Consider the following 21,960-nt stretch of genomic DNA (forward strand, 5'->3'; position numbering starts at 1 on the left):
GAAGCCGTCCGGCAGCCGCGGCACAACCGAGAAATTCAAGGAGATACGGCCATGGCCGTCGTCACGATGCGGGAGCTGCTGGAGAGCGGCGTCCACTTCGGTCACCAGACCCGTCGCTGGAACCCGAAGATGAAGCGCTTCATCTTCACCGAGCGCAACGGCATCTACATCATCGACCTGCTCCAGTCGCTGTCGTACATCGACCGCGCCTACGAGTTCGTCAAGGAGACCGTCGCCCACGGCGGCACGGTCATGTTCGTCGGCACGAAGAAGCAGGCGCAGGAGGCCATCGCCGAGCAGGCCACCCGCGTCGGCATGCCCTACGTCAACCAGCGCTGGCTGGGCGGCATGCTCACCAACTTCTCGACCGTCTACAAGCGTCTGCAGCGCCTCAAGGAGCTCGAGCAGATCGACTTCGACGACGTCGCGTCCTCCGGTCTGACCAAGAAGGAGCTTCTCGTGCTCTCGCGCGAGAAGGCCAAGCTGGAGAAGACCCTCGGTGGTATCCGCGAGATGCAGAAGGTGCCCAGCGCCGTCTGGATCGTGGACACCAAGAAGGAGCACATCGCGGTCGGCGAGGCCCGGAAGCTCAACATCCCGGTCGTCGCCATCCTCGACACCAACTGTGACCCCGACGAGGTCGACTACAAGATCCCGGGCAACGACGACGCGATCCGCTCCGTCACCCTTCTCACCCGTGTGATCGCCGACGCCGTCGCCGAGGGCCTCATCGCCCGTTCCGGCGTCGCCGCCGGTGAGAAGGGCGAGAAGGCCGCCGGTGAGCCGCTCGCCGAGTGGGAGCGCGACCTGCTCGAGGGCGAGAAGAAGGCCGGCGAGCCCGAGGTCCAGACCTCCGCCGAGACGGAGAAGGTCGCCGACGCCGAGCAGGCCGAGGCCCCCGCCGCCGAGGCCCCGGCCGCCGAGGCCCCGGCCGCCGAGGCCCCGGCCGCCGAGGCCCCCGCCGCGGACGCCGAGCAGGCCTGACCCGTCAGCGTCAGAGTTGACGGCGGGAGCGGTGCTGCATCCACTAGCGCCTTTGGTGCGGTGAAGTCCGCTCCCGCCGTTCACCCGTAGGTCGGCGGGGTGTCAGCGGCCTCCGACTACATGGGGGCCGTAGACCCCGTAGATCTTCGATCTTCCAGACTTCCAGAAAGATTCACAGACTCATGGCGAACTACACCGCCGCCGACGTCAAGAAGCTTCGTGAGCTCACTGGCGCCGGCATGATGGACTGCAAGAAGGCGCTGGACGAGGCCGAGGGCAACGTCGAGAAGGCCGTCGAGGCGCTCCGTATCAAGGGCCAGAAGGGCGTCGCCAAGCGCGAGGGCCGCTCCGCCGAGAACGGCGCCGTGGTCTCGATCATCGCCGACGACAACTCCTCCGGCGTCCTCGTCGAGCTGAAGTGCGAGACGGACTTCGTAGCCAAGGGCGAGAAGTTCCAGGCCGTGGCCACCACCATCGCCGAGCACGTCGCCAAGACCTCCCCGGCCGACCTCGAGGCCCTGCTCGCCTCCGAGATCGAGCCCGGCAAGACCGTCCAGGCGTTCGTGGACGAGGCCAACGCCAACCTTGGTGAGAAGATCGTCCTGGACCGCTTCGCGCAGTTCTCCGAGGGCTTCGTCGCCGCCTACATGCACCGCACGATGCCGGACCTGCCCCCGCAGATCGGTGTCCTCGTCGAGCTGGACAAGCCGAACGCCGAGGTCGCCAAGGGCGTCGCCCAGCACATCGCCGCCTTCGCGCCGAAGTACCTCTCCAAGGAGGACGTGCCGGCCGAGGTCGTCGAGTCCGAGCGCCGTATCGCCGAGGAGACCACCCGCGCCGAGGGCAAGCCCGAGGCCGCGATCGCCAAGATCGTCGAGGGGCGCCTCAACGGCTTCTTCAAGGACGCCACGCTGCTCGGCCAGCCGTACGCGCTGGACAACAAGAAGTCCGTCCAGAAGATCCTGGACGAGGCCGGTGTCACCCTGAAGCGCTTCACGCGCATCAAGGTCGGCATCTGAGTCCGTACCGCGAGCGACGCCCGACCCCGATAGGGTCGAGGGGAGTCGTCCGCGTACGCCGTCACCGCGTACGCGTGCGTGACGGACGACAGCAGATCTGACGAGGAGGCCATTGCCGCGCACGGGAGCGAAGAGCGACCCCACCGGCAATGGCCTTCTTCGTATGTGCAACATGTGAAAGAGGCGGGATCCCCATGACCACCAAGGCCCAGAAGAGCGACGACGGCAAAGTACGCGGCCGGTTTCTGCTGAAGCTGTCCGGAGAGGCCTTCTCCGGCGGCGGGGGCCTGGGCGTCGACCCCGACGTGGTGCACGCCATCGCCCGCGAGATCGCGGCCGTCGTCCGGGACGGCGCGCAGATCGCGGTCGTCATCGGAGGCGGCAACTTCTTCCGCGGCGCCGAACTCCAGCAGCGCGGCATGGACCGGGCCCGCTCGGACTACATGGGCATGCTCGGCACGGTCATGAACTGCCTCGCCCTCCAGGACTTCCTGGAGAAGGAGGGCATCCAGTCCCGCGTCCAGACCGCCATCACCATGGGCCAGGTCGCCGAGCCGTACATCCCGCTGCGGGCCGTGCGCCACCTGGAGAAGGGCCGCGTGGTGATCTTCGGCGCCGGTATGGGCATGCCGTACTTCTCCACCGACACCACCGCCGCCCAGCGCGCCCTGGAGATCGACGCCGAGGCGCTGCTCATGGGCAAGAACGGTGTGGACGGGGTCTACGACTCCGACCCGAAGACCAACCCGGACGCCGTCAAGTTCGACTCCCTCGGCTACGGCGAGGTCATCACTCGCGACCTCAAGGTCGCCGACGCCACCGCCATCACGCTGTGCCGCGACAACAAGCTGCCGATCCTCGTCTTCGAGCTGCTGGCGGCGGGCAATATTGCGCGGGCCGTCAAGGGTGAGAAGATCGGCACGCTCGTGGGGGACCAGGGCAGCCGGAACTGACCGGCACACCCGCTTCGGCCACCGGGCGCCACCTGTCCGGGGGACCGACGGGACGGACCCTGACCGGGGGATGGACAATGGTCTGCCGGTCGGGAACCGTGCAGGAAGAAGACGCGACGCAGCCGGCCGCCGCCACCGACAGGGAACCGCAGCCGGGCCTACTCAAGACACGCAGGAGCAAGTGGTGATCGAAGAGACCCTCCTCGAGGCCGAGGAGAAGATGGAGAAGGCCGTCGTGGTCGCCAAGGAGGACTTCGCCGCGATCCGCACCGGCCGTGCGCACCCGGCGATGTTCAACAAGATCGTGGCCGACTACTACGGTGCGCCGACGCCGATCAACCAGCTGGCTTCGTTCGCAGTTCCGGAGCCGCGCATGGCGGTCGTGACCCCGTTCGACAAGAGCGCCCTGCGCAACATCGAGCAGGCCATCCGCGACTCCGACCTGGGCGTCAACCCGAGCAACGACGGCAACATCATCCGTGTGGTGTTCCCGGAGCTCACCGAGGAGCGCCGCCGCGACTACATCAAGGTCGCCAAGGGCAAGGGCGAGGACGCCAAGGTGTCCATCCGCTCCGTGCGCCGCAAGGCCAAGGACGCCATCGACAAGCTGATCAAGGACGGCGAGGTCGGCGAGGACGAGGGCCGCCGTGCGGAGAAGGAACTCGACGACACCACCGCGAAGTACGTCGCTCAGGTGGACGAGCTCCTCAAGCACAAGGAAGCGGAGCTGCTCGAGGTCTGATGAACAACTCTTCCTGGGGGGCGCCGCCACAGACCGGGTACTGGGGGCCCACCCATCAAGGGCCTGGCCAGGGCCATGCTCAGGGCTACGTCCACGGGCCCGGTCCGGCGGATCCCGCGTACGATGCGCAAGACGCGCAGCAGACTCGCCCCATGCCCGTCGTGCCCGGCGACGTACCCGCGTACGGCGGAGACCAGGATGACGACCGGGGGGCCGCTCGGCTGGGCGGCCCCTTGTTCCGAGACGAGACCCCGACGGCGCACCCCGATGGGGCGGTGCCGCAGAATCCGGAGCCCATGCCCGACGCCCCACAGCCGGCGCCTGCACCGCAGAAGAAGAGTGCGGGCCGGGACCTGGGCGCGGCCATAGGCGTCGGCGTCGGGCTCGGCGTGGTGATCGTCGCGTCCCTGTTCATCGTCAAGGCCGTCTTCGTCGGCGTGGTGGCGGTCGCCGTCGTGGTCGGCCTGTGGGAGCTGACCAGCCGGCTCCAGGAGCGCAAGGGCATCAAGGCACCCCTGGTCCCGCTCGCTGTCGGCGGCGCCGCGATGGTCGTCGCCGGATATGTGAGCGGGGCCGAGGGCGCCTGGGTGGCCATGGCGCTCACCGCACTCGCGGTGCTGGTCTGGCGGATGACGGAACCGCCGGAGGGCTATCTCAAGGACGTCACGGCGGGCGTCTTCGCCGCGTTCTACGTGCCGTTCCTCGCGACGTTCGTCGCGATGATGCTCACCGCCGACGACGGCCCGCGTCGCGTACTGACCTTCCTGCTCCTGACGGTCGTCAGCGACACCGGTGCCTACGCCGTCGGCTGGCGCTTCGGCCGCAAGAAGCTCGCCCCGCGCATCAGCCCCGGCAAGACCCGTGAAGGCCTGGCCGGCGCGGTCAGCTTCGCCATGGTCGCGGGCGCGCTGTGCATGCAGTTCCTGATCGACGACGGCACCTGGTGGCAGGGCCTCCTGCTGGGCCTCGCCGTCGCGGCCAGCGCCACGCTCGGCGACCTCGGCGAGTCCATGATCAAGCGAGACCTCGGCATCAAGGACATGGGCACGCTGCTCCCCGGTCACGGCGGCATCATGGACCGCTTGGACTCCCTGCTGCCCACGGCTCCTGTGGTGTGGCTGCTGCTGGTGATCTTCGTCGGGTCCGCATAGGCGTCGTACGTCTGCCTGCACGAGCCCCGCTCTCACCCGAGGGCGGGGCACGTCGTCGTACGGCGGGAATCCCGGAACCCGTATGCCGCAGCACAAATGGCCGCGGTCGGGTGGCGGCGGAAGACTTCCGATGGCCCTCGACTCCGCCTCGGACACACCTCCACCGCCGGTGCGCTTCTGGCCCGTCGACGATCTGCCCGCCCTGGAACCCGATCCGTTTCTCGACGAAGTGATGCGCGAGGAGCCGGTCACCCGGATCAAACTGCCGCATGGCGAGGGCCACGCCTGGCTCGTCACCCGCTACGACGACGTCCGCCTCGTCACCGCCGACCCCCGCTTCTCCCGCGAGCGGCTGATCGGCCGCTTGGTGACCAGCATGCGCCCGGAACCGGTGGCCTCGCAGACGGCCGGGCTGCAGTACATCGACCCGCCCCGGCACAACCGGCTGCGCCGGGTCGTCGCCCGGGCGTTCACCGGCCGCAGTATGCAGCGCCTGCGCCCGCTCGCCGAGCGCCGGGCCGCCGAACTGCTCGACCGGATGGAACTGGCCGGAGCACCCGCCGACCTCATGGAGCATCTGCACGGCCCCTTTCCGAGCGCCGTGATCCGTGACTTCCTCGGCGTGGACGAGAGCGACTGGCACCGCTGGGCCCGGACCGGCGAGGCCCTGCTGTCCGCCGGCGCCGAGTCCAAGGAGCTCGCGAAGGCCGCCGCCGACGCCACCCGAGCCCGGATCGTCGAACTCCTCGAACGCCGCCGTGCGGAGCCCCGCGACGACCTGGCCGGAGTGCTGGCACGGGCCGTCGCCGACGGGGAGATCAGCGACGACGAGGCGATCTCCCTCGCCATCGCCGTCCAGGTCAGCGGCGGCCACGCGGTCCGCAACAACAGCGGCTCGATGATGTACGCGCTGCTCACCCACCTCGAACAGCTCGACCAGCTGCGCCGTGAACCGGACCTCCTGCCGAAGGCCGTCGACGAGCTGTTCCGCTACGTCCCGCACCGCAACGGCGTCGGCATTCCGCGCGTCGCCACCGAGGACGTCGAGGTCGGCGGGCAGCTGATCCGGGCCGGCTACGTGGTCTACAACGCCTACGTCGCAGCCAAGCGCGATCCCGTAGCCTTCCCCGACCCCGACTCCCTGGACTTCGGCCGCACCAACGCCGCCCACCTGGCCTTCGGGCACGGTCCGCACCACTGCCTGGCCGCGATCATGGCCCGCATGGAGGCGGAGGTGATGACCTCCGCCGTTCTCGTCCGCTTCCCCAAGATCCGCCTGGCGGTGGCCCCGGAAGACGTCGAGTCCCAGCGCCAGTGCCTCATCCGCGGACCGAGGACGCTGCCCGTGACCTGGTGAGCCCGATCCCGCGACGACCGACGGGAAGCCACGGGGAACGTCGGGGAGCGCCCCGCGAGTTTCATCAGGTCCGGCCCGATCCGCCCCGCCACCAACCTGCAGCGAGCCGGAGTCATCCTCGGGTTGCCCGCAGCTGAGCTCATTCAGTCCAGGTAGTCGTAGAACCAGAGGCCGAGATTGCGGTAATCGACGGCGACGAGGAAGAAGAATTCGATCTGCGACACTGGTACAGCCATGCCTAAGCCCGGAGAACTCACCTTTGTCGCGCCGCGCGGAGCCAAGAAGCCGCCGCGGCATCTCGCCGACCTGTCGCCCGCCGAGCGCAAGGAAGCGGTGGCCGCGATCGGCGAGAAGCCGTTCCGTGCCAAGCAGCTCTCGACGCACTACTTCGCGCGGTATGCGCACGACCCGGCCGAATGGACCGACATCCCCGCCGGGTCGCGCGGCAAGCTGCGGGAGGCGCTGCTGCCGGAGCTGATGACGGTCGTCCGGCATCTGTCGACCGACCAGGGCACCACCCGCAAGACGCTGTGGCGGCTGTTCGACGGGACGCTCGTCGAGTCGGTGCTGATGCGGTACCCGGACCGGGTGACCATGTGCATCAGCTCGCAGGCCGGGTGCGGTATGAACTGCCCGTTCTGCGCGACCGGGCAGGCCGGTCTCGACCGGAACCTGTCGACCGCCGAGATCGTGCACCAGATCGTGGACGGGATGCGGGCGCTGAGGGACGGCGAGGTCCCGGGCGGGCCCGCGCGGCTGTCCAACATCGTCTTCATGGGCATGGGTGAGCCGCTCGCCAACTACAAGCGGGTCGTCGGCGCCATCCGCGCCCTCACCGACCCCGAGCCGGACGGGCTCGGGCTGTCGCAGCGCGGGATCACGGTGTCGACCGTCGGCCTCGTCCCGGCGATCCACCGCTTCGCCGACGAGGGCTTCAAGTGCCGGCTCGCCATCTCCCTGCACGCGCCCGACGACGAGTTGCGCGACACCCTTGTCCCCGTGAACACCCGCTGGAAGGTCCGCGAGGTGCTCGACGCCGGGCTGGAGTACGCCGCCAGGTCCGGGCGCCGGCTGTCCATCGAGTACGCGCTGATCCGGGACATCAACGACCAGGCCTGGCGCGGTGACCGGCTCGGCCGGCTGCTCAAGGGCAAGCCCGTGCACGTCAATCTGATTCCGCTCAACCCGACGCCGGGCTCCAAGTGGACCGCCTCCCGGCCCGAGGACGAGAAGGCCTTCGTCGAGGCCATCGCCGCCCACGGGGTGCCGGTGACCGTCCGGGACACCCGAGGTCAGGAGATCGACGGAGCCTGTGGTCAGCTCGCGGCCACCGAGCGGTAGTCTGAGCGTCGGTACGTCTTGGTGTCGTACCACCACACCTTCATATTCCGACAGGGGAGCGCCACAGCGCTGAGAGTGCGGCATCGGCCGCAGACCCTCTGAACCTCGCCCAGGTCATTCTGGGTAGGAAGTTCGGTCATCACTCGAGCTGTTGCGCCCTGCCCGGGCATCCCGCGCGGATCCTGGGCAGGGCCGCGTCTCTTCCTGGTCAACCCCAGGAGGAAAACCAGTGCACCACAAGACCCTCGTGGCCGTCGCCGCCGGGCTCGGCCTCGTCACGCTGTCCGCGTGCGGTTCGACGGACGACAAGGGATCGGCGGCCGACTCCAAGACTGTCACCCTCGTCAGCCACGACTCGTGGGCCGTCTCGAAGAACGTGCTGAGCGATTTCGAGAAGCAGTCCGGCTACAAGGTGAAGGTCCTCAAGGACGGCGACGCCGGACAGGCCGTCAACAAGGCCATCCTCACCAAGGACAACCCGCAGGGCGACGTCTTCTTCGGTGTGGACAACACCCTTCTGTCGCGGGCCCTCGACAACGGGCTGTTCCAGTCGTACGAGCCCAAGGGCTCCGACCAGATCGTGCAGAAGTACCGCGTCGACCAGGACAAGCACCGCGTCACGCCCATCGACACCGGCGACATCTGCGTCAACTACGACAAGGCGTACTTCAGCAAGCACAAGCTGACCCCGCCACAGACCTTCGCCGACCTGGTCAAGCCCGAGTACAAGAACCTCCTCGTCACCGAGAACGCCGCCACCTCCTCGCCGGGGCTCGGCTTTCTGCTCGGCAGCACCGCGCACTTCGGTGACGGCTGGCAGGATTACTGGAAGAAGCTCGAGGCCAACGGCGTCAAGGTCGTCGACGGCTGGGAGCAGGCCTACGACGAGGAGTTCTCCGGCTCGGCCGGCGGCAAGAAGGCCCATGGCGACCGGCCGCTCGTCGTGTCGTACGCCTCCTCGCCGCCCGCCGAGGTCATCTACGCCGACCCGAAGCCCACCACCGCCCCGACCGGCGTGGCCACCGGCACCTGCTTCCGCCAGGTCGAGTACGCGGGGCTGCTGAGCAACGCCCGGAACAGCGAGGGCGGCAAGGCGCTCCTCGACTTCCTGATCAGCATGGAGTTCCAGGAGGACATGCCGCTCAACATGTTCGTCTACCCGGTGCGGGAGACCGCGGCGGTGCCGACGGAGTTCGTGAAGTACGGCCCGCAGGCCAAGGACCCCGAGACCCTGCCCGCCGACAAGATCGCCGCCAACCGCGACCAGTGGGTCAAGTCGTGGACGTCGCTCGTACTGAAGTAGGCACGCGGACGCGCGGGAGCGCGGCGCGGCTCGCCCTCATGGCCGGGCCCGTCGCGTTCTTCGCCGTCTTCTTCGCCTACCCCGTGGCCGCGATCGTCGCCCGCGGTCTGAAGACGGACGGGACATGGCAGTTCGGGCGGATCGCCGACGTCGTGGCGCGGTCCGACATCCGGCACGTGCTGTGGTTCACCACCTGGCAGGCGCTCGCCTCCACCGCGCTCACCCTGCTGGTCGCGCTGCCCGCCGCATATGTCTTCGCGCGCCTGGACTTCCCTGGCAAGCAGGTGCTGCGGGCCGTCGTCACCGTGCCGTTCGTGCTGCCGACGGTCGTCGTCGGTACGGCGTTCCTCGCGCTCGTCGGACGCGGCGGACTCCTGGACGCGTGGTGGGGCGTACGCCTCGACACCACCGTGTGGGCCATCCTGCTCGCGCACGTCTTCTTCAACTACGCGGTCGTCGTACGGACGGTGGGCGGCCTGTGGGCGCAGCTCGACCCGCGCCAGGAGGAGGCCGCCCGGATGCTCGGCGCCTCACCGCTCGGCGCCTGGCGCAAGGTCACCCTCCCGGCACTCGCCCCCGCCCTGGCCGCCGGCGCGCTGATGGTGTTCCTGTTCACCTTCACCTCCTTCGGTGTCGTGCAGATCCTCGGCGGCCCCACCTTCTCCACCCTCGAAGTGGAGATCTACCGGCAGACCTCCGAGATCTTCGACCTCTCCACGGCCGCCGTACTCACGCTCGTGCAGTTCGTCGCGGTCGGCGCGATCCTCGCCGTGCACGCCTGGACCGTACGGCGACGCGAGAGCGTGCTCAGGCTGGTGGACGCGTCGGTGACGGCACGTCGGCCGCGCGGGACCGGGCAGTGGGCGGTCCTGGCCGGGGTCCTCGTCACCATCGCCGTACTCCTGCTGCTGCCGCTCGCCGTGCTGGTCGGCCGGTCGTTGGACGCGCCCGGGTTCGGCTACTACCGGGCGCTCACGCGAGACGACGGCGGCACGTTCCTGGTCGCGCCCCTCACGGCCGTCACGACCTCGCTCGAGTACGCCGTCGCCGCCACCGCCATCGCCGTGCTGATCGGCTCTCTCGCCGCCGCCGCGCTGGCCCGCCGGGACGCAGGCCGTCTCGCGCGGGGCTTCGACGCGCTGCTGATGCTGCCGCTCGGCGTCTCCGCCGTGACCGTCGGCTTCGGTTTCCTGATCGCGCTGGACGAGCCGCCGCTCGATCTGCGGCAGTCCTGGATCCTCGTACCGCTCGCCCAGGCGCTGGTCGGCGCCCCCTTCGTCGTACGGACCATGCTGCCCGTGCTGCGCGCGGTGGACGGGCGGCTCAGGGAGGCAGCGGCCGTGCTCGGGGCGTCGCCCTGGCGGGTGTGGTGGGAGGTCGACCTGCCGATGGTGCGGCGGGCGCTGCTGGTCGCGGCCGGGTTCGCCTTCGCCGTGTCGCTGGGGGAGTTCGGGGCGACCGTGTTCATCGCGCGGCCGGACAACCCGACGCTGCCCGTCGCGGTGGCGCGGCTGCTGGCACGGCCCGGCGATCTCAACTACGGGCAGGCGATGGCCCTGTCGACGATTCTGATGGTGGTGTGCGCGGTGGCACTGCTGGTGCTGGAGCGGCTGCGGACCGACCGGACGGGAGAGTTCTGATGCTGCTGAGCCTGGAGGTCGCGACCGTGCGCTTCGGCGGCCGGGCCGTGCTCGACGCGGTGGACCTCTCGGTTGCCGAGCACGAGATCGTGTGCGTGCTCGGACCGAGCGGCAGCGGCAAGTCGACGCTTCTCAGGGCGGTGGCGGGACTCCAGCCGCTGTCCGGCGGGCGGATTCTGCTCTCCGGCCGGGACCAGTCGGGGGTGCCCGCGCACAAGCGGGGCGTCGGGCTGATGTTCCAGGACCACCAGCTGTTCCCGCAGCGGGACGTGGGCGCCAACGTGGCGTTCGGGCTGCGGATGCAGGAGGCGTCCAAGGCGGAACAGGCCACTGAGGTCGGGGAGTTGCTGGAGATGGTGGGGCTACCGGGAGCTGCCCGCCGGGCGGTCGCCGGACTCTCCGGCGGTGAGCAGCAACGAGTGGCGCTGGCCCGCGCACTCGCCCCCCGTCCCCGTCTGCTCATGCTGGACGAACCCCTCGGCCAGCTCGACCGTTCTCTGCGCGAACGTCTCGTGGTCGAACTCCGTGAGCTGTTCGGCCGGTTGGGCACGACCGTGCTCGCGGTGACACACGACCAGGGCGAGGCCTTCGCGCTCGCCGACCGGGTGGTGGTGATGCGGGACGGCCGGATCGCCCAGTCCGGTACGCCACTTGAGGTGTGGCAGCGCCCGGCGGACGAGTTCGTGGCCCGCTTCCTGGGCTTCGAGAACGTCGTCCCGGCGACGGTGACGGACGGAGCGGCGGTCACACCGTGGGGCAAGCTCCCGGTTCCCGAAACCGCGCCCCAGGGCACCCGCACCCTCCTGGTACGCCCCGCAGGCGTACGCCTCGTACCCGCCCCGGAGGGCCTCCGCTGCACGGTGACGGCCCGCACCTTCAAGGGCACCCACGTCGCCGTCCACCTCCGCCCCGAGGACGGCCCACGCCTGGAGGCGGCGTGCGCGCTGCGGGAGGCCCCGGAGACGGGAAGCGAGGTCGGGGTGGAGTTCGACCCGACGGAAATCGTCGTGCTCGGCTGATCACGCTGCCCTGGGGTGACGGTCATGCCATCACTCGCGCATGACCGCTACTGCGACGAAATCGCCCGTCAGGTGGCGCAGTTGAGGGCGGTGGTGATCTCCGGGACCGATCTGGGGGCCACCGTGCCGACCTGCCCCGACTGGAGCCTGGAGGACCTCGTCCGGCACATGGGCGGAGCCCTGCGCTGGGTCGACACGCTCGTGCGGACCCGAGCCGAGGAGGAGATCCCGGAAGAGCGGGTCCCGCTCCACGACTGTGCCGGGAAACGGGGTGACGCCGGCGCGCTGGACGCGTGGCTGGCGGAGACGGGCGAACTGGCGTGGCCGCGCTGCGGGAGGCCGGCCCGGATGCCCGGGTGTGGGGCTGGAGGGGCGACCCCAGCGCGGGATTCTGGGCCCGCCGAATGACCCATGAGATCACCGTCCACCGCGCGGACGCCGCACTCACCGCCGGACTGTCCTACGATGTCGCACCCGACGTGGCCGCCGACGCGCTCGACGAGTGGCTGGAGACCGTCGAGTGGGTCCAGCGGCACCGGGAGAACGAGGCGGCGCTGCGACTGCACGGGCCGACGCGCAGCATCCACTTTCACGCCACCGACACCGTTCCCGGGCTGAACGCCGAGTGGATCGTCGAGTTCGACGGGGACGGATTCGGGTGGCGGCGCGGTCATGAGAAGGCGACCGTCGCCCTGCGCGGCCCGCTTGCCTCCGTCCTGCTCGCCTTCTACCGTCGGCTCCCCCTGGACGCGCCCGGGCTCGAGGTGCTCGGGGACCGTGTGGTGCTCGAATCCTGGCTGGCGCGGGCCTCGTTCGGGTGAATGGGCGTGGCCCGTCCCCCGGGGATACGGGGACGGGCCACGTCGGTGTACGAAGTGAGGCGTCAGCGGGAGCTGTTCGCCCCGCGACGGCGCATGCCGAAGAAGACGGCGCCGCCGCCGACCACGACCAGGGCGGCCGCGATGCCGGCGATCAGGCCGGTGTTGGAGTTTGCACCGGTCTCGGCGAGGTTCGAGTCACCGGCCGCCGGGGACGGCGCGTTGCTCGAGGTGTCCGCCGGGGCGGTGCTGCTCTCCGAGGCCGACGGGGCCGGCGTCTCGGCCGGGGCGGACTCCGACTCCGACGGCGACGGGGTGGCCGACGGGGTCGGGGTCTCCTCGGTCTTGCAAGCCGTCGACGAGGTCGTCAGGTCCGGCTTGATGTCCTCGTCGACGATGTTGCCGGCCTTGACGTGGATCCGGTACGTCGCGTTCGGCTTCCAGTCCTCGTCGAAGGTGACCGTCGTGCCTTCCTTCGATCCCTTGACGTTCTGCGGCTGGCCGACCGGAGTCTCGACACCCGCGGGGCTCTTGAGGAACACGGTGATGACGGCCGGGGTGCCGGACGAGTCCTCGTCGGTGACGACGATCTGGCCCTTGTCGCCGACGCACGTGGCCTCGGCGGAGAATTCACGGATGTTGCAGGCCAGGGCCGTGTTCGTGACGCCTAGTGCGAGCGCCACGGTGGCGGAGGCAACACCCAGGATGCGCACGGAACGCCGTGCGCTGCGGCGAGATATGGACACGTTTGTCCTTCACGGATGCAATAACTGCGGGGGGCTGAGGGGGAGATGAGGCAACGAAGACCTGAAGCAACACCACCCCCATGAGACTCACAGGTCTATAAGCGCTCCGTAAGACATGTCAATGCATGTGCCGCCTACGGGCGTTGGCTTTGCTCGCTTATTAACCGCCGAGACGTTTCAACGCCTCCGGAGCCTCCTCGATCCGGTCAACCAGTGCGATTCGGGACTCCATCACCCGGCCTCCCGCGAGCGACTGCAACAGCGGCCACGCCGGCAGCATCCGGGTCCAGTGCTCCCGGTCCACGAGCACCATCGGCGTGGGCTCGCCGCGCGACTCGTAGTAGTTGGGCGTCGCGTTGTCGAAGATCTCCTGTACGGTGCCGGCGGCGCCCGGCAGGAACACCACACCCGCGTTCGAGCGGGCCAGCAGGCCGTCCTCGCGGGTGGCGTTGGCGAAGTACTTGGCGATGTGCGCGGCGAAGGCGTTCGGCGGCTCGTGGCCGTAGAACCAGGTGGGAATGCCCACCGACGCACCGCCGCCCGGCCAGCGGCCGCGCACCTCGAACGCGGCACGCGCCCAGTCCGTCACGGACGGCCGGAACGACGGCGCCTTCGCGAGGAGTCGGAGCGCCTCGACGAGCATCTCGTCGTCGAACGGCGCGGCGTACGCGCCGAGGTTCGCCGCCTCCATGGCGCCGGGACCGCCGCCCGTCGCCACGGTCAGCCCGGCGCGCGCCAGTTCCCGGCCGAGGCGCGCCGCACTGGCGTAGGCCTCCGTTCCGCGGGCCATGGCGTGGCCGCCCATGACGCCCACCACCCGGGCGCCGACGAGGAGTTCGTCGAGCGCGTCGGAGACGACGTCGTCGTGGATCGCGCGCAGCATCGATGCGAAGATGTCACCATCGGCCTTGGTCCGGACGAACCAGGTGTACGCCTGCGCGTCGGGTGTCGCCTCGTATCCCTCGTCGAGCGACTCGAACAGCTCGTCGGGTGCGTAGACGAAGCCCCGGTAGGGGTCGAAGGGCAGGCCCGGGACGGGCGGGAAGACCAGGGCCCCGGCGGCGCGCAAGCGGGCGGCCGCGTCGTGCTCCATGGGGCAGCCGAGGAAGACGGCGCCCTCGGTCTCGAGCGAGAGCAGCGCGTCCGTGCGGTCCGTCAGGTCTATGCCCTGGACGCGGAACCGGGCGAGTGTGCCGTGCGCGGCGACGATCTCGTCGAACTCGGCGAGCGACTCGATCTCGTGGTCGTGGGTGGCGCGACGGGGCTGGGCGGGTGTCGAATGCACCCGCCCATGCTGGCACAGCAGTTCGGGCCCGATGGGCCGCCCCGGTGGGCCGGTGGCGGGTCAGCCCTGGACCGCCGCCGGGTCCATCCACATGACCTCCCAGGTGTGGCCGTCCAGGTCGTCGAAGGCGCGGCCGTACATGAAGCCCTGGTCCTGCGTCTCGCCGGTCGCGCTACCGCCGGCCGCGATCGCGTTGTCGACCAGTTCATCGACCTTCGCGCGGCTCTCGGCGCTCAGACAGATCAGCACCTCGCTGGTCTTCGTCGAGTCGGCGATCTCCTTCTTGGTGAAGTCGGCGTAGCGCTGCTTGCCGAGCAGCATCGCGATGATCGTGTCGCTGATCACGACGCAGGCGCAGTCGTCGGTGCTGAACTGCGGGTTGATCGTGTAGCCGAGCCGTGTGAAGAACTCCTTCGACGCCTCGACGTCGTTCGTGGCCAGGTTCACGAAGATCATCTGCTGGTACATGCCGGGTCTCCCGTCAGGGTGCGGTGCGTTCGGTTCGGGGGGTAGACCGGGGGCCGCCGCAGAACTCATCGGCGGCCGTGCGATTTTTCTTCGCAGGGCTCGTACGGCTCGTACGGCTCGTAGGTCCTTCAGCGGGTCGGCGGGAGGGCGGCCAGCTCGGCGATCACCAGGGTGAGCGGGGTGAACACGGCCAGCAGAGCCCCGGCGCGCAGGGCGGCGGCGCTGCGCAGCATCGTGGCGGGGGCGCCGAGGCGTACGAGCGCTGCGGTCGTGTCGGCGCGGGACTGGCGGGACTCGACGGCGGTCGTGAGCAGGGTCGCCAGCGCGCAGCCGGCCACCACGAGGGCGCCGAGGGTGGTGAGGGGGCCGAAGACGGGGGCGTCGGCGTGGTACAGCGGGTAGAGCGCGGTCATGGCGTACGCGCCGGAGGCGACCGCGGACAGGATGCCGAGGGGGCGGCCGAGCCGGGTGGCTTCCGCCATGAGGCCGCGGCCGGCGAGGAGCCTGAGTGCGCCGGGCCGGCCTGCCTGCAGGATGCGGCCGGCGAGGTGGGCCAGGCCGGGGGCGGCGAGGACCAGGCCGAGGGCGGTGAGGAGCCAGCCGATGAACACGCCTGCGGGGCCGGCCGCTTCGCCGGGGAGGACGGGGGGGTTTTCGGCGGAGTGGCCGACGTAGGCCTGTACGGCCAGGCCTGCGGCCAGCGCGGCGATGCCCCAGGGGAGGGCTGCGCCGGGGGTTGGGCCGGGGTCGGTCGAGTCGGTGGCGTCGGCCGGTGCGCGGGGGTCGGTCGCGCCGCCCGCCGCTTGCGGGGTGCTGCCCTTCTGTGGGACGGGCGCTGCCCCGGCGGTACGACTGCCCGCGGTGGGACGGGGTTGGTCCGGTGCGTGGTCGCCCGCGGTGGGGCGGGTGGGGTGCAGGTCGCGGGGGCGCAGTGTCAGCGCCACCGTCAGTGATGCCGTCGCCGGAGTCATGGCCAGGAGCGTCAGCGTGGCCGGGATCGGCAGAGGGGTGTCCGAGGCCAGGAAGTCTGCTGTTGCTCCGTCGAAGGGCATGCCCGTCAGGTCGCCCCGCAGGCGGAGGAAGACCAGAAGCGCGAGCAGGGAGCCCAGGGCGGTGGCCAAGGCCGTCGTGAAGGCCGAGAGGGCCATCAGGCGGGCCGGGCCCAGGCCGATCGCGGAAAGGCCGGGGCGGGGCTTCGTGCCGGGGTCCGTGCGGGCGACCGCCGCCGCGAAGTGCACCGTGGCCGCCAGGGGCACCGCGCACCAGGCCAGCCGTAGTGCCGAGGTGGCCGGTGTCTCGGGGTGGCCCAGGGCGTAGCCGAGCGCGGACAGGAGCAGGAAGCCGGTGCCCGCCGCGGCCGCGGCCACCAGAAGGCGGCGCAGATGGACGGCCGGGTGGGCGACGCGGATCAGACGGAGAGCGAGCACGCGGCCGTCCGGCCTTCCGTCTCGGGCACCTCGGGCAGGTGGATGGTGTTCACGCGCCGCCCGTCCAGCAGCGGCACCGTACGGTCGGCGAGGGCCGCCGTCTCCGCCTCGGGGGTGGCCAGCACGACCGTGATGCCGTGCGAGCGGGCCGCGGTGGTCAGGGTCCGCAGCACCTGGGCGCGGTCGGCGCGGTGCAGGGGCGCCGTCGGCTCGTCCGCGAACAGGACCGTGGGGGCCGGAGCGAGGGCCCGGGCGATGGCGACGCGCTGGCGCTCGGCCTGGAGCAGTTCGTGCGGCCGCTTGCGGGTGTGGTCGCCGACGTCGAGCCGCTCCAGCCACTCCAGGGCGGCCACCTTGGCCCGCCGGCGGCTGGTGCCCCGGAGCATCAGGGGGAGCGCGGTGTTCTCCCAGACGTTCAGCTCGGGGATGAGCAGGGGCGCCGGGTCGATCCAGCCGAAGCGGTCGCGGCGCAGCCGCTCACGGGTGACGGGGCCCATGTTGTGCACGGGCGTGCTGTTGAACCAGACCTCGCCGCGCTGCACCGGCAGCAGCCCGGCCAGGCACTGCAGGAGGGTCGTCTTGCCACTGCCGCGCGGGCCGCTGACGGCGAGGATCTCGCCCTCGCGCACGCCGAGCGAGACACCGGCGAGGGCGGGCGAGCCGTCGTGGTGCTTGAAGTGCAGGGCGCGGGCCCAGAGCACGTCGTTGTCCGGCGGGGCCTCCATGGGCGTACACCTCGGTTCTGATCAGTATTTCCCGGCGCCTGATCCCCCTTCCGGGGGAACGAAGACTGGGCCGATCGGTCACTGGGCACGCTAGGCAGGTCCCGGCGGGAGGCCGGACAGCACACGGCCCCGGGCCGCCGTTCTCACTCGAACGGACGGCGCCGGGGCCGGGCCTGATCACACCGTCAGCTGATCACAGCTTGGTCCACGCCTCCGTCAGCGTGGCGCGCAGGATCTGCTCGATCTCGTCGAACGTCTCCTGGTCGGAGATCAGCGGCGGGGCGAGCTGGACGACCGGGTCGCCGCGGTCGTCGGCACGGCAGTACAGGCCGTTGTCGTACAGCGCCTTGGAGAGGAAGCCGTACAGGACGCGCTCGGTCTCCTCCTCGTTGAAGGACTCCTTGGTGTTCTTGTCCTTCACCAGCTCGATGCCGTAGAAGAAGCCGTTGCCGCGGACATCGCCGACGATCGGCAGGTCGTGCAGCTTCTGGAGCGTCGAGAGGAACGCGCCCTCGTTGTCCAGCACGTGCTGGTTGAGGCCCTCGCGCTCGAACAGGTCGAGGTTGGCGAGGCCCACCGCGGCCGACACCGGGTGGCCGCCGAAGGTGTAGCCGTGCAGGAAGGTGTTGTCGCCCTTGTAGAACGGCTCGGCCAGGCGGTCGGAGACGATGCAGGCGCCGATCGGGGAGTAGCCCGAGGTCATGCCCTTGGCGCAGGTGATCATGTCCGGGACGTAGCCGAACTTGTCGCAGGCGAACATCGTGCCGAGGCGGCCGAAGGCACAGATGACCTCGTCCGACACGAGCAGGACGTCGTACTGGTCACAGATCTCGCGCACGCGCTGGAAGTAGCCGGGCGGGGGCGGGAAGCAGCCGCCGGCGTTCTGCACGGGCTCCAGGAAGACCGCGGCGACCGTGTCCGGGCCCTCGAAGAGGATCTGCTGCTCGATCTGGTCGGCGGCCCAGCGGCCGAAGGCCTCGGGGTCGTCGCCGAAGATCGGGGCGCGGTAGATGTTGGTGTTCGGGACCTTGTGCGCGCCGGGGACGAGCGGCTCGAACGGGGCCTTGAGGCCGGGCAGGCCGGTGATGGACAGGGCGCCCTGAGGGGTGCCGTGGTAGGCGACCGCGCGGGAGATGACCTTGTACTTGGTGGGCTTGCCGGTCAGCTTGAAGTACTGCTTGGCGAGCTTCCAGGCGGTCTCGACCGCCTCGCCGCCGCCAGTGGTGAAGAAGACCTTGTTCAGGTCGCCCGGGGCGTAGTCGGCCAGGCGCTCGGCCAGCTCGACGGCCTTCGGGTGGGCGTAGGACCACACCGGGAAGAACGCCAGCTCCTGGGCCTGCTTGAAGGCGGTCTCGGCGAGTTCCGTGCGGCCGTGACCGGCCTGGACCACGAACAGGCCCGCGAGACCGTCGAGGTAGCGCTTGCCCTGGTCGTCGTAGATGTAGGTGCCCTCGCCCCGGACGATCGTGGGCACGGGAGAGTTCTCGTACGAGGACATGCGGGTGAAGTGCATCCACAGGTGGTCGTACGCGGTCTGGCTGAGGTCCTTTGAACTCACGGTTATCGGGTTCCCCACATGTAGGTCTGCTTCTTGAGCTTGAGGTAGACGAAGCTCTCGGTGGAGCGCACGCCGGGCAGGGCCCGGATGCGTCTGTTGATGACGTCCAGCAGGTGGTCGTCGTCCTCGCAGACGGCCTCGGCGAGGATGTCGAACGAGCCCGCGGTCATCACCACGTACTCGACTTCCGACATGGCGGTCAGCGCGTCCGCGATCGACTCGACATCGCCCTCGACGTTGATGCCGATCATCGCCTGCCGGCGGAAGCCCACGGTGAGCGGGTCCGTGACGGCGACGATCTGCATGACGCCCTGGTCCAGCAGCTTCTGCACCCGCTGGCGCACGGCCGCCTCGGACAGGCCCACGGCCTTGCCGATCGCGGCGTACGGCCTGCGGCCGTCCTCCTGGAGCTGCTGAATGATGGCGAGGGAGACGGCATCCAACTGCGGGGTGCCGTTCCTGGACTCGCGGGCGGAGTCCCTCTGGTCTGCGCTTCGACTGGCCACGCCCTCACTGTGCACGACGTCTCGACAGTTCCGCAAGGCCGTATCGATGAAATTCGTTGTTTATGTGGTCGACTGCTGCGGATTTCGCAGCGGTGATGGCGATGGGGGTGTTGAAAACGTCGGCTCGCGGATTAGGGTGGGTGTCTCAGCGATTGGACAGTTCTGACCCCACACAGGAGGCCGGCAGTGAGCACCGAGCTGCGTCGTCTGCGCAACTACATCGACGGTGAGTTCCGGGACGCCGCCGACGGGCGGACCACCGAGGTGGTCAACCCGGCGACCGGCGAACCGTACGCGACCGCGCCGCTGTCCGGGCAGGCGGACGTGGACGCCGCGATGGCCGCCGCTGCGGCGGCGTTCCCCGCCTGGCGCGACACGACGCCGGCCGAGCGCCAGAAGTACCTCCTGAAGATCGCCGACGCGTTCGAGGAGCGCGCCGAGGACCTCATCGCCGCCGAGGTCGAGAACACCGGCAAGCCGATCGGGCTCACGCGGTCCGAGGAGATCCCGCCGATGGTCGACCAGATCCGCTTCTTCGCCGGCGCGGCGCGGATGCTCGAGGGCCGCTCGGCCGGCGAGTACATGGAGGGCATGACCTCCATCGTGCGGCGCGAGCCCGTCGGCGTCTGCGCGCAGGTGGCGCCGTGGAACTACCCGATGATGATGGCCGTGTGGAAGTTCGCCCCGGCGCTCGCCGCGGGCAACACGGTCGTCCTGAAGCCCTCGGACACCACCCCGGCCTCCACCGTCCTGATCGCCGACATCATCGGCTCGATCCTCCCGGCCGGCGTCTTCAACGTCATCTGCGGGGACCGCGACACCGGCCGGCTGATGGTCGAGCACCCGACCCCGGCGATGGCGTCCATCACCGGTTCGGTCCGCGCGGGCATGTCGGTCGCCGAGTCGGCGTCGCGCGACCTCAAGCGCGTCCACCTGGAGCTGGGCGGCAAGGCGCCGGTCGTCGTCTTCGAGGACACCGACATCGCCAAGGCCGTCGAGGACATCTCCGTGGCGGGCTACTTCAACGCCGGCCAGGACTGTACGGCGGCGACGCGCGTCCTCGTCCAGGAGTCCATCCACGACGAGTTCGTGGCGGCGCTGGCGAAGGCGGCGGCCGAGACCAAGACCGGCCGGCCGGACGACGAGGACGTGCTGTACGGCCCCCTCAACAACCCGAACCAGCTCAAGCAGGTCTCCGGCTTCATCGAGCGGCTGCCCGCGCACGCCAAGGTCGAGGCGGGCGGTCAGCGGGTCGGCGACAAGGGCTACTTCTACGCCGCGACCGTCGTCTCGGGCCTCAAGCAGGACGACGAGATCATCCAGAACGAGGTCTTCGGCCCGGTCATCACCGTCCAGTCCTTCACGGACGAGGACCAGGCCGTCGAGTGGGCCAACGGCGTCGAGTACGCCCTCGCGTCCTCGGTGTGGACCAAGGACCACGCGCGCGCGATGCGGATGTCCAAGAAGCTCGACTTCGGCTGTGTGTGGATCAACACGCACATCCCGCTGGTCGCGGAGATGCCGCACGGCGGCTTCAAGAAGTCCGGCTACGGCAAGGACCTTTCGGCGTACGGGTTCGACGACTACACGCGGATCAAGCACGTGATGACGTCGCTCGACGGCTGATCGCCCGGGCAGTTCGTCGACAAGGTGTCGGGCCCCGTGTGATGCGCTCGACGCACCGTCGATTGTCCGTTCAGGGGGCATCGCTGCATGCTGCGGTGGTGCCCCCGACATCTGCGCTTCCCCGCTTCGTTTCCCGGCGTTCCCTGTTGCGTGTGCTCGGTGGTGCCGTCGTGGCCGGCGGTCTCGCCGGCTGCGGGGTGCCCGCCGCGTACGTCGAGCCCGGCGATCGTGCCGCCGCCGACGTGTCCGCCCGTGACAAGCGGCTCACCTGGGCGAACTGGCCGCTCTACATCGACACCGACGACGACAACCCCAACCGGCGGCCCACGCTGGAGGTGTTCGAGAAGCGCACCGGGATCTCCGTCGACTACGTCGAGGAGATCAACGACAACGACGAGTTCTTCGGCAAGATCAGCCCCGCGCTGATGAACCACCAGTCGACCGGCCGCGACCTCGTTGTCATCAGCGACTGGATGTGCGCGCGGTTCGTCCGCCTGGGCTGGGTCCAGGAGATGGACCGCGGCCGCCAGCCGAACGTCGCGAAGTACCTTGACCCGCTGCTGCGTTCGCCCGCCTTCGATCCGGGCCGCAGGTTCTCGGTGCCGTACCAGTCGGGGATCACCGGCATCGCCTACAACCGCCGCAAGCTGGGCCGCGAGATCCGTGGCGTCCAGGAGTTGTGGGCGGGCGACCTCAAGGGCCGGGTCACCCTCCTCTCCGGACTCGACGAGGCGTTCGCGCTGCTGATGCAGGGCGACGGGGTGGACATCACGAAGTGGACCGCGGACGAATTCCACACCATGTGCGACCGGGTGGAGAAGGAGGTCCGCCGAGGCCAGATCCGCCGCTTCACCGGCAACGACTACACCAAGGACCTGGTCAGCGGCGATGTCCTGGCCTGCCAGGCGTACTCCGGCGACGTCATCCAGCTGCAGGCCGACAACCCCGACATCCGCTTCGTCGTCCCCGAGGAGGGCGCGGAGCTGTGGTCGGACTCCCTGATGATCCCCGACCGCGCCGGCCACAAGACCAACGCCGAGCGCCTGGTGGACCACTACTACGACCCCGAGGTCGCCGCGGAGCTGGCCGCCTGGGTCAACTACGTCTGCCCGGTCCCGGCGGCCCAGGCGGTCCTGGCGGGGTCCGACGACGAGGAGACGGCGGCCCTCGCCGAGAACCCCCTGATCTTCCCCGACTCGGTCATGCGCGAACGCCTCGCCATCGCAAGGGACATCACGTCCACGGAGCGCGTGGAGTTCGCCAAGCGCTGGAACGGGATCGTGGGGTTGTAA

19 protein-coding genes and 1 pseudogene are annotated in these 21,960 nt (G+C 69.9%); 13 read left to right on the plus strand and 7 right to left on the minus strand.

The features are described from left to right. Window positions 1-51 precede the first annotated feature (51 nt). From rpsB to IEZ19_RS34890, 11 genes and pseudogenes are all read left to right on the plus strand, one after another. Window positions 52-984, plus strand: a complete 933-nt coding sequence (rpsB, locus tag IEZ19_RS34840) for a 30S ribosomal protein S2 (RefSeq protein ID WP_189315384.1) — start codon at window positions 52-54, stop codon at window positions 982-984. Between the two features lie 182 nt (window positions 985-1,166). Next, a complete protein-coding gene (tsf, locus tag IEZ19_RS34845) occupies window positions 1,167-2,003 on the plus strand; it encodes a translation elongation factor Ts (protein WP_189315385.1) in 837 nt (278 codons plus the stop codon). Window positions 2,004-2,197: 194 nt separating this feature from the next. Next, window positions 2,198-2,956: a UMP kinase gene (pyrH, locus tag IEZ19_RS34850; protein WP_189315386.1), complete on the plus strand. Its 759-nt coding sequence runs from the start codon at window positions 2,198-2,200 to the stop codon at window positions 2,954-2,956. 184 nt (window positions 2,957-3,140) lie between these two features. Continuing rightward, entirely contained in the window at window positions 3,141-3,698 is a 558-nt protein-coding gene (frr, locus tag IEZ19_RS34855; protein ID WP_189315387.1) for a ribosome recycling factor, read from the plus strand. Further along, entirely contained in the window at window positions 3,698-4,849 is a 1,152-nt protein-coding gene (locus IEZ19_RS34860) for a phosphatidate cytidylyltransferase (RefSeq protein ID WP_189315388.1), read from the plus strand. The genes frr and IEZ19_RS34860 overlap by 1 nt, the downstream gene beginning before the upstream one ends. 130 nt (window positions 4,850-4,979) lie before the next feature. Next, complete coding sequence (locus IEZ19_RS34865) at window positions 4,980-6,206, plus strand: cytochrome P450 (RefSeq protein WP_189315389.1); 1,227 nt, start codon at window positions 4,980-4,982, stop codon at window positions 6,204-6,206. A gap of 234 nt (window positions 6,207-6,440) precedes the next feature. Beyond that, the gene (rlmN, locus tag IEZ19_RS34870; RefSeq protein WP_189315390.1) at window positions 6,441-7,547 is read left to right on the plus strand and encodes a dual-specificity RNA methyltransferase RlmN; all 1,107 of its coding nucleotides are present in this window, start codon (window positions 6,441-6,443) and stop codon (window positions 7,545-7,547) included. Between the two features lie 229 nt (window positions 7,548-7,776). Continuing rightward, the gene (locus tag IEZ19_RS34875; RefSeq protein ID WP_189315391.1) at window positions 7,777-8,850 is read left to right on the plus strand and encodes a thiamine ABC transporter substrate-binding protein; all 1,074 of its coding nucleotides are present in this window, start codon (window positions 7,777-7,779) and stop codon (window positions 8,848-8,850) included. 38 nt (window positions 8,851-8,888) lie between these two features. Continuing rightward, on the plus strand, window positions 8,889-10,490 hold the full coding sequence (locus tag IEZ19_RS34880; RefSeq protein WP_189315392.1) for an ABC transporter permease: 1,602 nt from the start codon (window positions 8,889-8,891) through the stop codon (window positions 10,488-10,490). Beyond that, complete coding sequence (locus tag IEZ19_RS34885; RefSeq protein WP_189315393.1) at window positions 10,490-11,509, plus strand: ABC transporter ATP-binding protein; 1,020 nt, start codon at window positions 10,490-10,492, stop codon at window positions 11,507-11,509. Before IEZ19_RS34880 ends, IEZ19_RS34885 begins: the two co-directional genes overlap by 1 nt. A 24-nt stretch (window positions 11,510-11,533) precedes the next feature. Beyond that, window positions 11,534-12,330: pseudogene (locus IEZ19_RS34890) on the plus strand (maleylpyruvate isomerase family mycothiol-dependent enzyme). Window positions 12,331-12,392: 62 nt separating this feature from the next. On the opposite strand, the gene IEZ19_RS34895 reads toward IEZ19_RS34890, so the two are convergent. The 7 genes from IEZ19_RS34895 to IEZ19_RS34925 all read right to left on the minus strand — a co-directional run bounded on the left by IEZ19_RS34895 (window position 12,393) and on the right by IEZ19_RS34925 (window position 19,057). After that, complete coding sequence (locus IEZ19_RS34895) at window positions 12,393-13,073, minus strand: LAETG motif-containing sortase-dependent surface protein (RefSeq protein ID WP_189315394.1); 681 nt, start codon at window positions 13,071-13,073, stop codon at window positions 12,393-12,395. 160 nt (window positions 13,074-13,233) lie between these two features. Next, window positions 13,234-14,358 (minus strand): LOG family protein, encoded by a 1,125-nt coding sequence (locus tag IEZ19_RS34900; protein ID WP_189315395.1) that lies wholly within the window; start codon window positions 14,356-14,358, stop codon window positions 13,234-13,236. Window positions 14,359-14,418: 60 nt separating this feature from the next. Then, window positions 14,419-14,826 carry a VOC family protein gene (locus tag IEZ19_RS34905; protein ID WP_189315396.1) on the minus strand — a complete coding sequence of 136 codons (408 nt, stop codon included), beginning with the start codon at window positions 14,824-14,826 and terminating at the stop codon, window positions 14,419-14,421. A 128-nt stretch (window positions 14,827-14,954) separates the two neighbouring features. After that, window positions 14,955-16,253, minus strand: a complete 1,299-nt coding sequence (locus IEZ19_RS34910; protein WP_189315397.1) for a YML083C domain-containing protein — start codon at window positions 16,251-16,253, stop codon at window positions 14,955-14,957. After that, window positions 16,235-16,978, minus strand: coding sequence for an ABC transporter ATP-binding protein (locus IEZ19_RS34915; RefSeq protein ID WP_189315398.1), 744 nt, complete (start codon window positions 16,976-16,978; stop codon window positions 16,235-16,237). Before IEZ19_RS34915 ends, IEZ19_RS34910 begins: the two co-directional genes overlap by 19 nt. Before the next feature lie 193 nt (window positions 16,979-17,171). Continuing rightward, window positions 17,172-18,554, minus strand: coding sequence for an aspartate aminotransferase family protein (locus tag IEZ19_RS34920; protein ID WP_229841184.1), 1,383 nt, complete (start codon window positions 18,552-18,554; stop codon window positions 17,172-17,174). Next, complete coding sequence (locus IEZ19_RS34925; RefSeq protein WP_189315400.1) at window positions 18,539-19,057, minus strand: Lrp/AsnC family transcriptional regulator; 519 nt, start codon at window positions 19,055-19,057, stop codon at window positions 18,539-18,541. The genes IEZ19_RS34920 and IEZ19_RS34925 overlap by 16 nt, the downstream gene beginning before the upstream one ends. Window positions 19,058-19,228: 171 nt before the next feature. On the opposite strand from IEZ19_RS34925, the gene IEZ19_RS34930 reads away from it, so the two are divergent. Both IEZ19_RS34930 and IEZ19_RS34935 read left to right on the plus strand, forming a co-directional pair. Continuing rightward, a complete protein-coding gene (locus tag IEZ19_RS34930) occupies window positions 19,229-20,668 on the plus strand; it encodes a gamma-aminobutyraldehyde dehydrogenase (RefSeq protein ID WP_189315401.1) in 1,440 nt (479 codons plus the stop codon). A gap of 98 nt (window positions 20,669-20,766) precedes the next feature. After that, window positions 20,767-21,960 carry an ABC transporter substrate-binding protein gene (locus IEZ19_RS34935; RefSeq protein ID WP_229841186.1) on the plus strand — a complete coding sequence of 398 codons (1,194 nt, stop codon included), beginning with the start codon at window positions 20,767-20,769 and terminating at the stop codon, window positions 21,958-21,960.

The sequence above is a fragment of the Streptomyces brasiliensis genome (assembly GCF_014647875.1).
In the GTDB taxonomy this organism is placed as follows: domain Bacteria; phylum Actinomycetota; class Actinomycetes; order Streptomycetales; family Streptomycetaceae; genus Streptomyces; species Streptomyces brasiliensis.

What these genes read in the sequence shown, in the direction of transcription:
- pyrH (WP_189315386.1), top strand. Translation starts at nt 2,198, where the DNA reads ATGACCACCAAGGCCCAGAAGAGCGACGACGGCAAAGTACGCGGCCGG.
- IEZ19_RS34860 (WP_189315388.1), top strand. Translation starts at nt 3,698, where the DNA reads ATGAACAACTCTTCCTGGGGGGCGCCGCCACAGACCGGGTACTGGGGG.
- rpsB (WP_189315384.1), top strand. Translation starts at nt 52, where the DNA reads ATGGCCGTCGTCACGATGCGGGAGCTGCTGGAGAGCGGCGTCCACTTC.
- IEZ19_RS34880 (WP_189315392.1), top strand. Translation starts at nt 8,889, where the DNA reads ATGGCCGGGCCCGTCGCGTTCTTCGCCGTCTTCTTCGCCTACCCCGTG.
- tsf (WP_189315385.1), top strand. Translation starts at nt 1,167, where the DNA reads ATGGCGAACTACACCGCCGCCGACGTCAAGAAGCTTCGTGAGCTCACT.
- IEZ19_RS34915 (WP_189315398.1), bottom strand. Translation starts at nt 16,978, where the DNA reads ATGGAGGCCCCGCCGGACAACGACGTGCTCTGGGCCCGCGCCCTGCAC.
- IEZ19_RS34905 (WP_189315396.1), bottom strand. Translation starts at nt 14,826, where the DNA reads ATGTACCAGCAGATGATCTTCGTGAACCTGGCCACGAACGACGTCGAG.
- IEZ19_RS34865 (WP_189315389.1), top strand. Translation starts at nt 4,980, where the DNA reads ATGGCCCTCGACTCCGCCTCGGACACACCTCCACCGCCGGTGCGCTTC.
- rlmN (WP_189315390.1), top strand. Translation starts at nt 6,441, where the DNA reads ATGCCTAAGCCCGGAGAACTCACCTTTGTCGCGCCGCGCGGAGCCAAG.
- IEZ19_RS34885 (WP_189315393.1), top strand. Translation starts at nt 10,490, where the DNA reads ATGCTGCTGAGCCTGGAGGTCGCGACCGTGCGCTTCGGCGGCCGGGCC.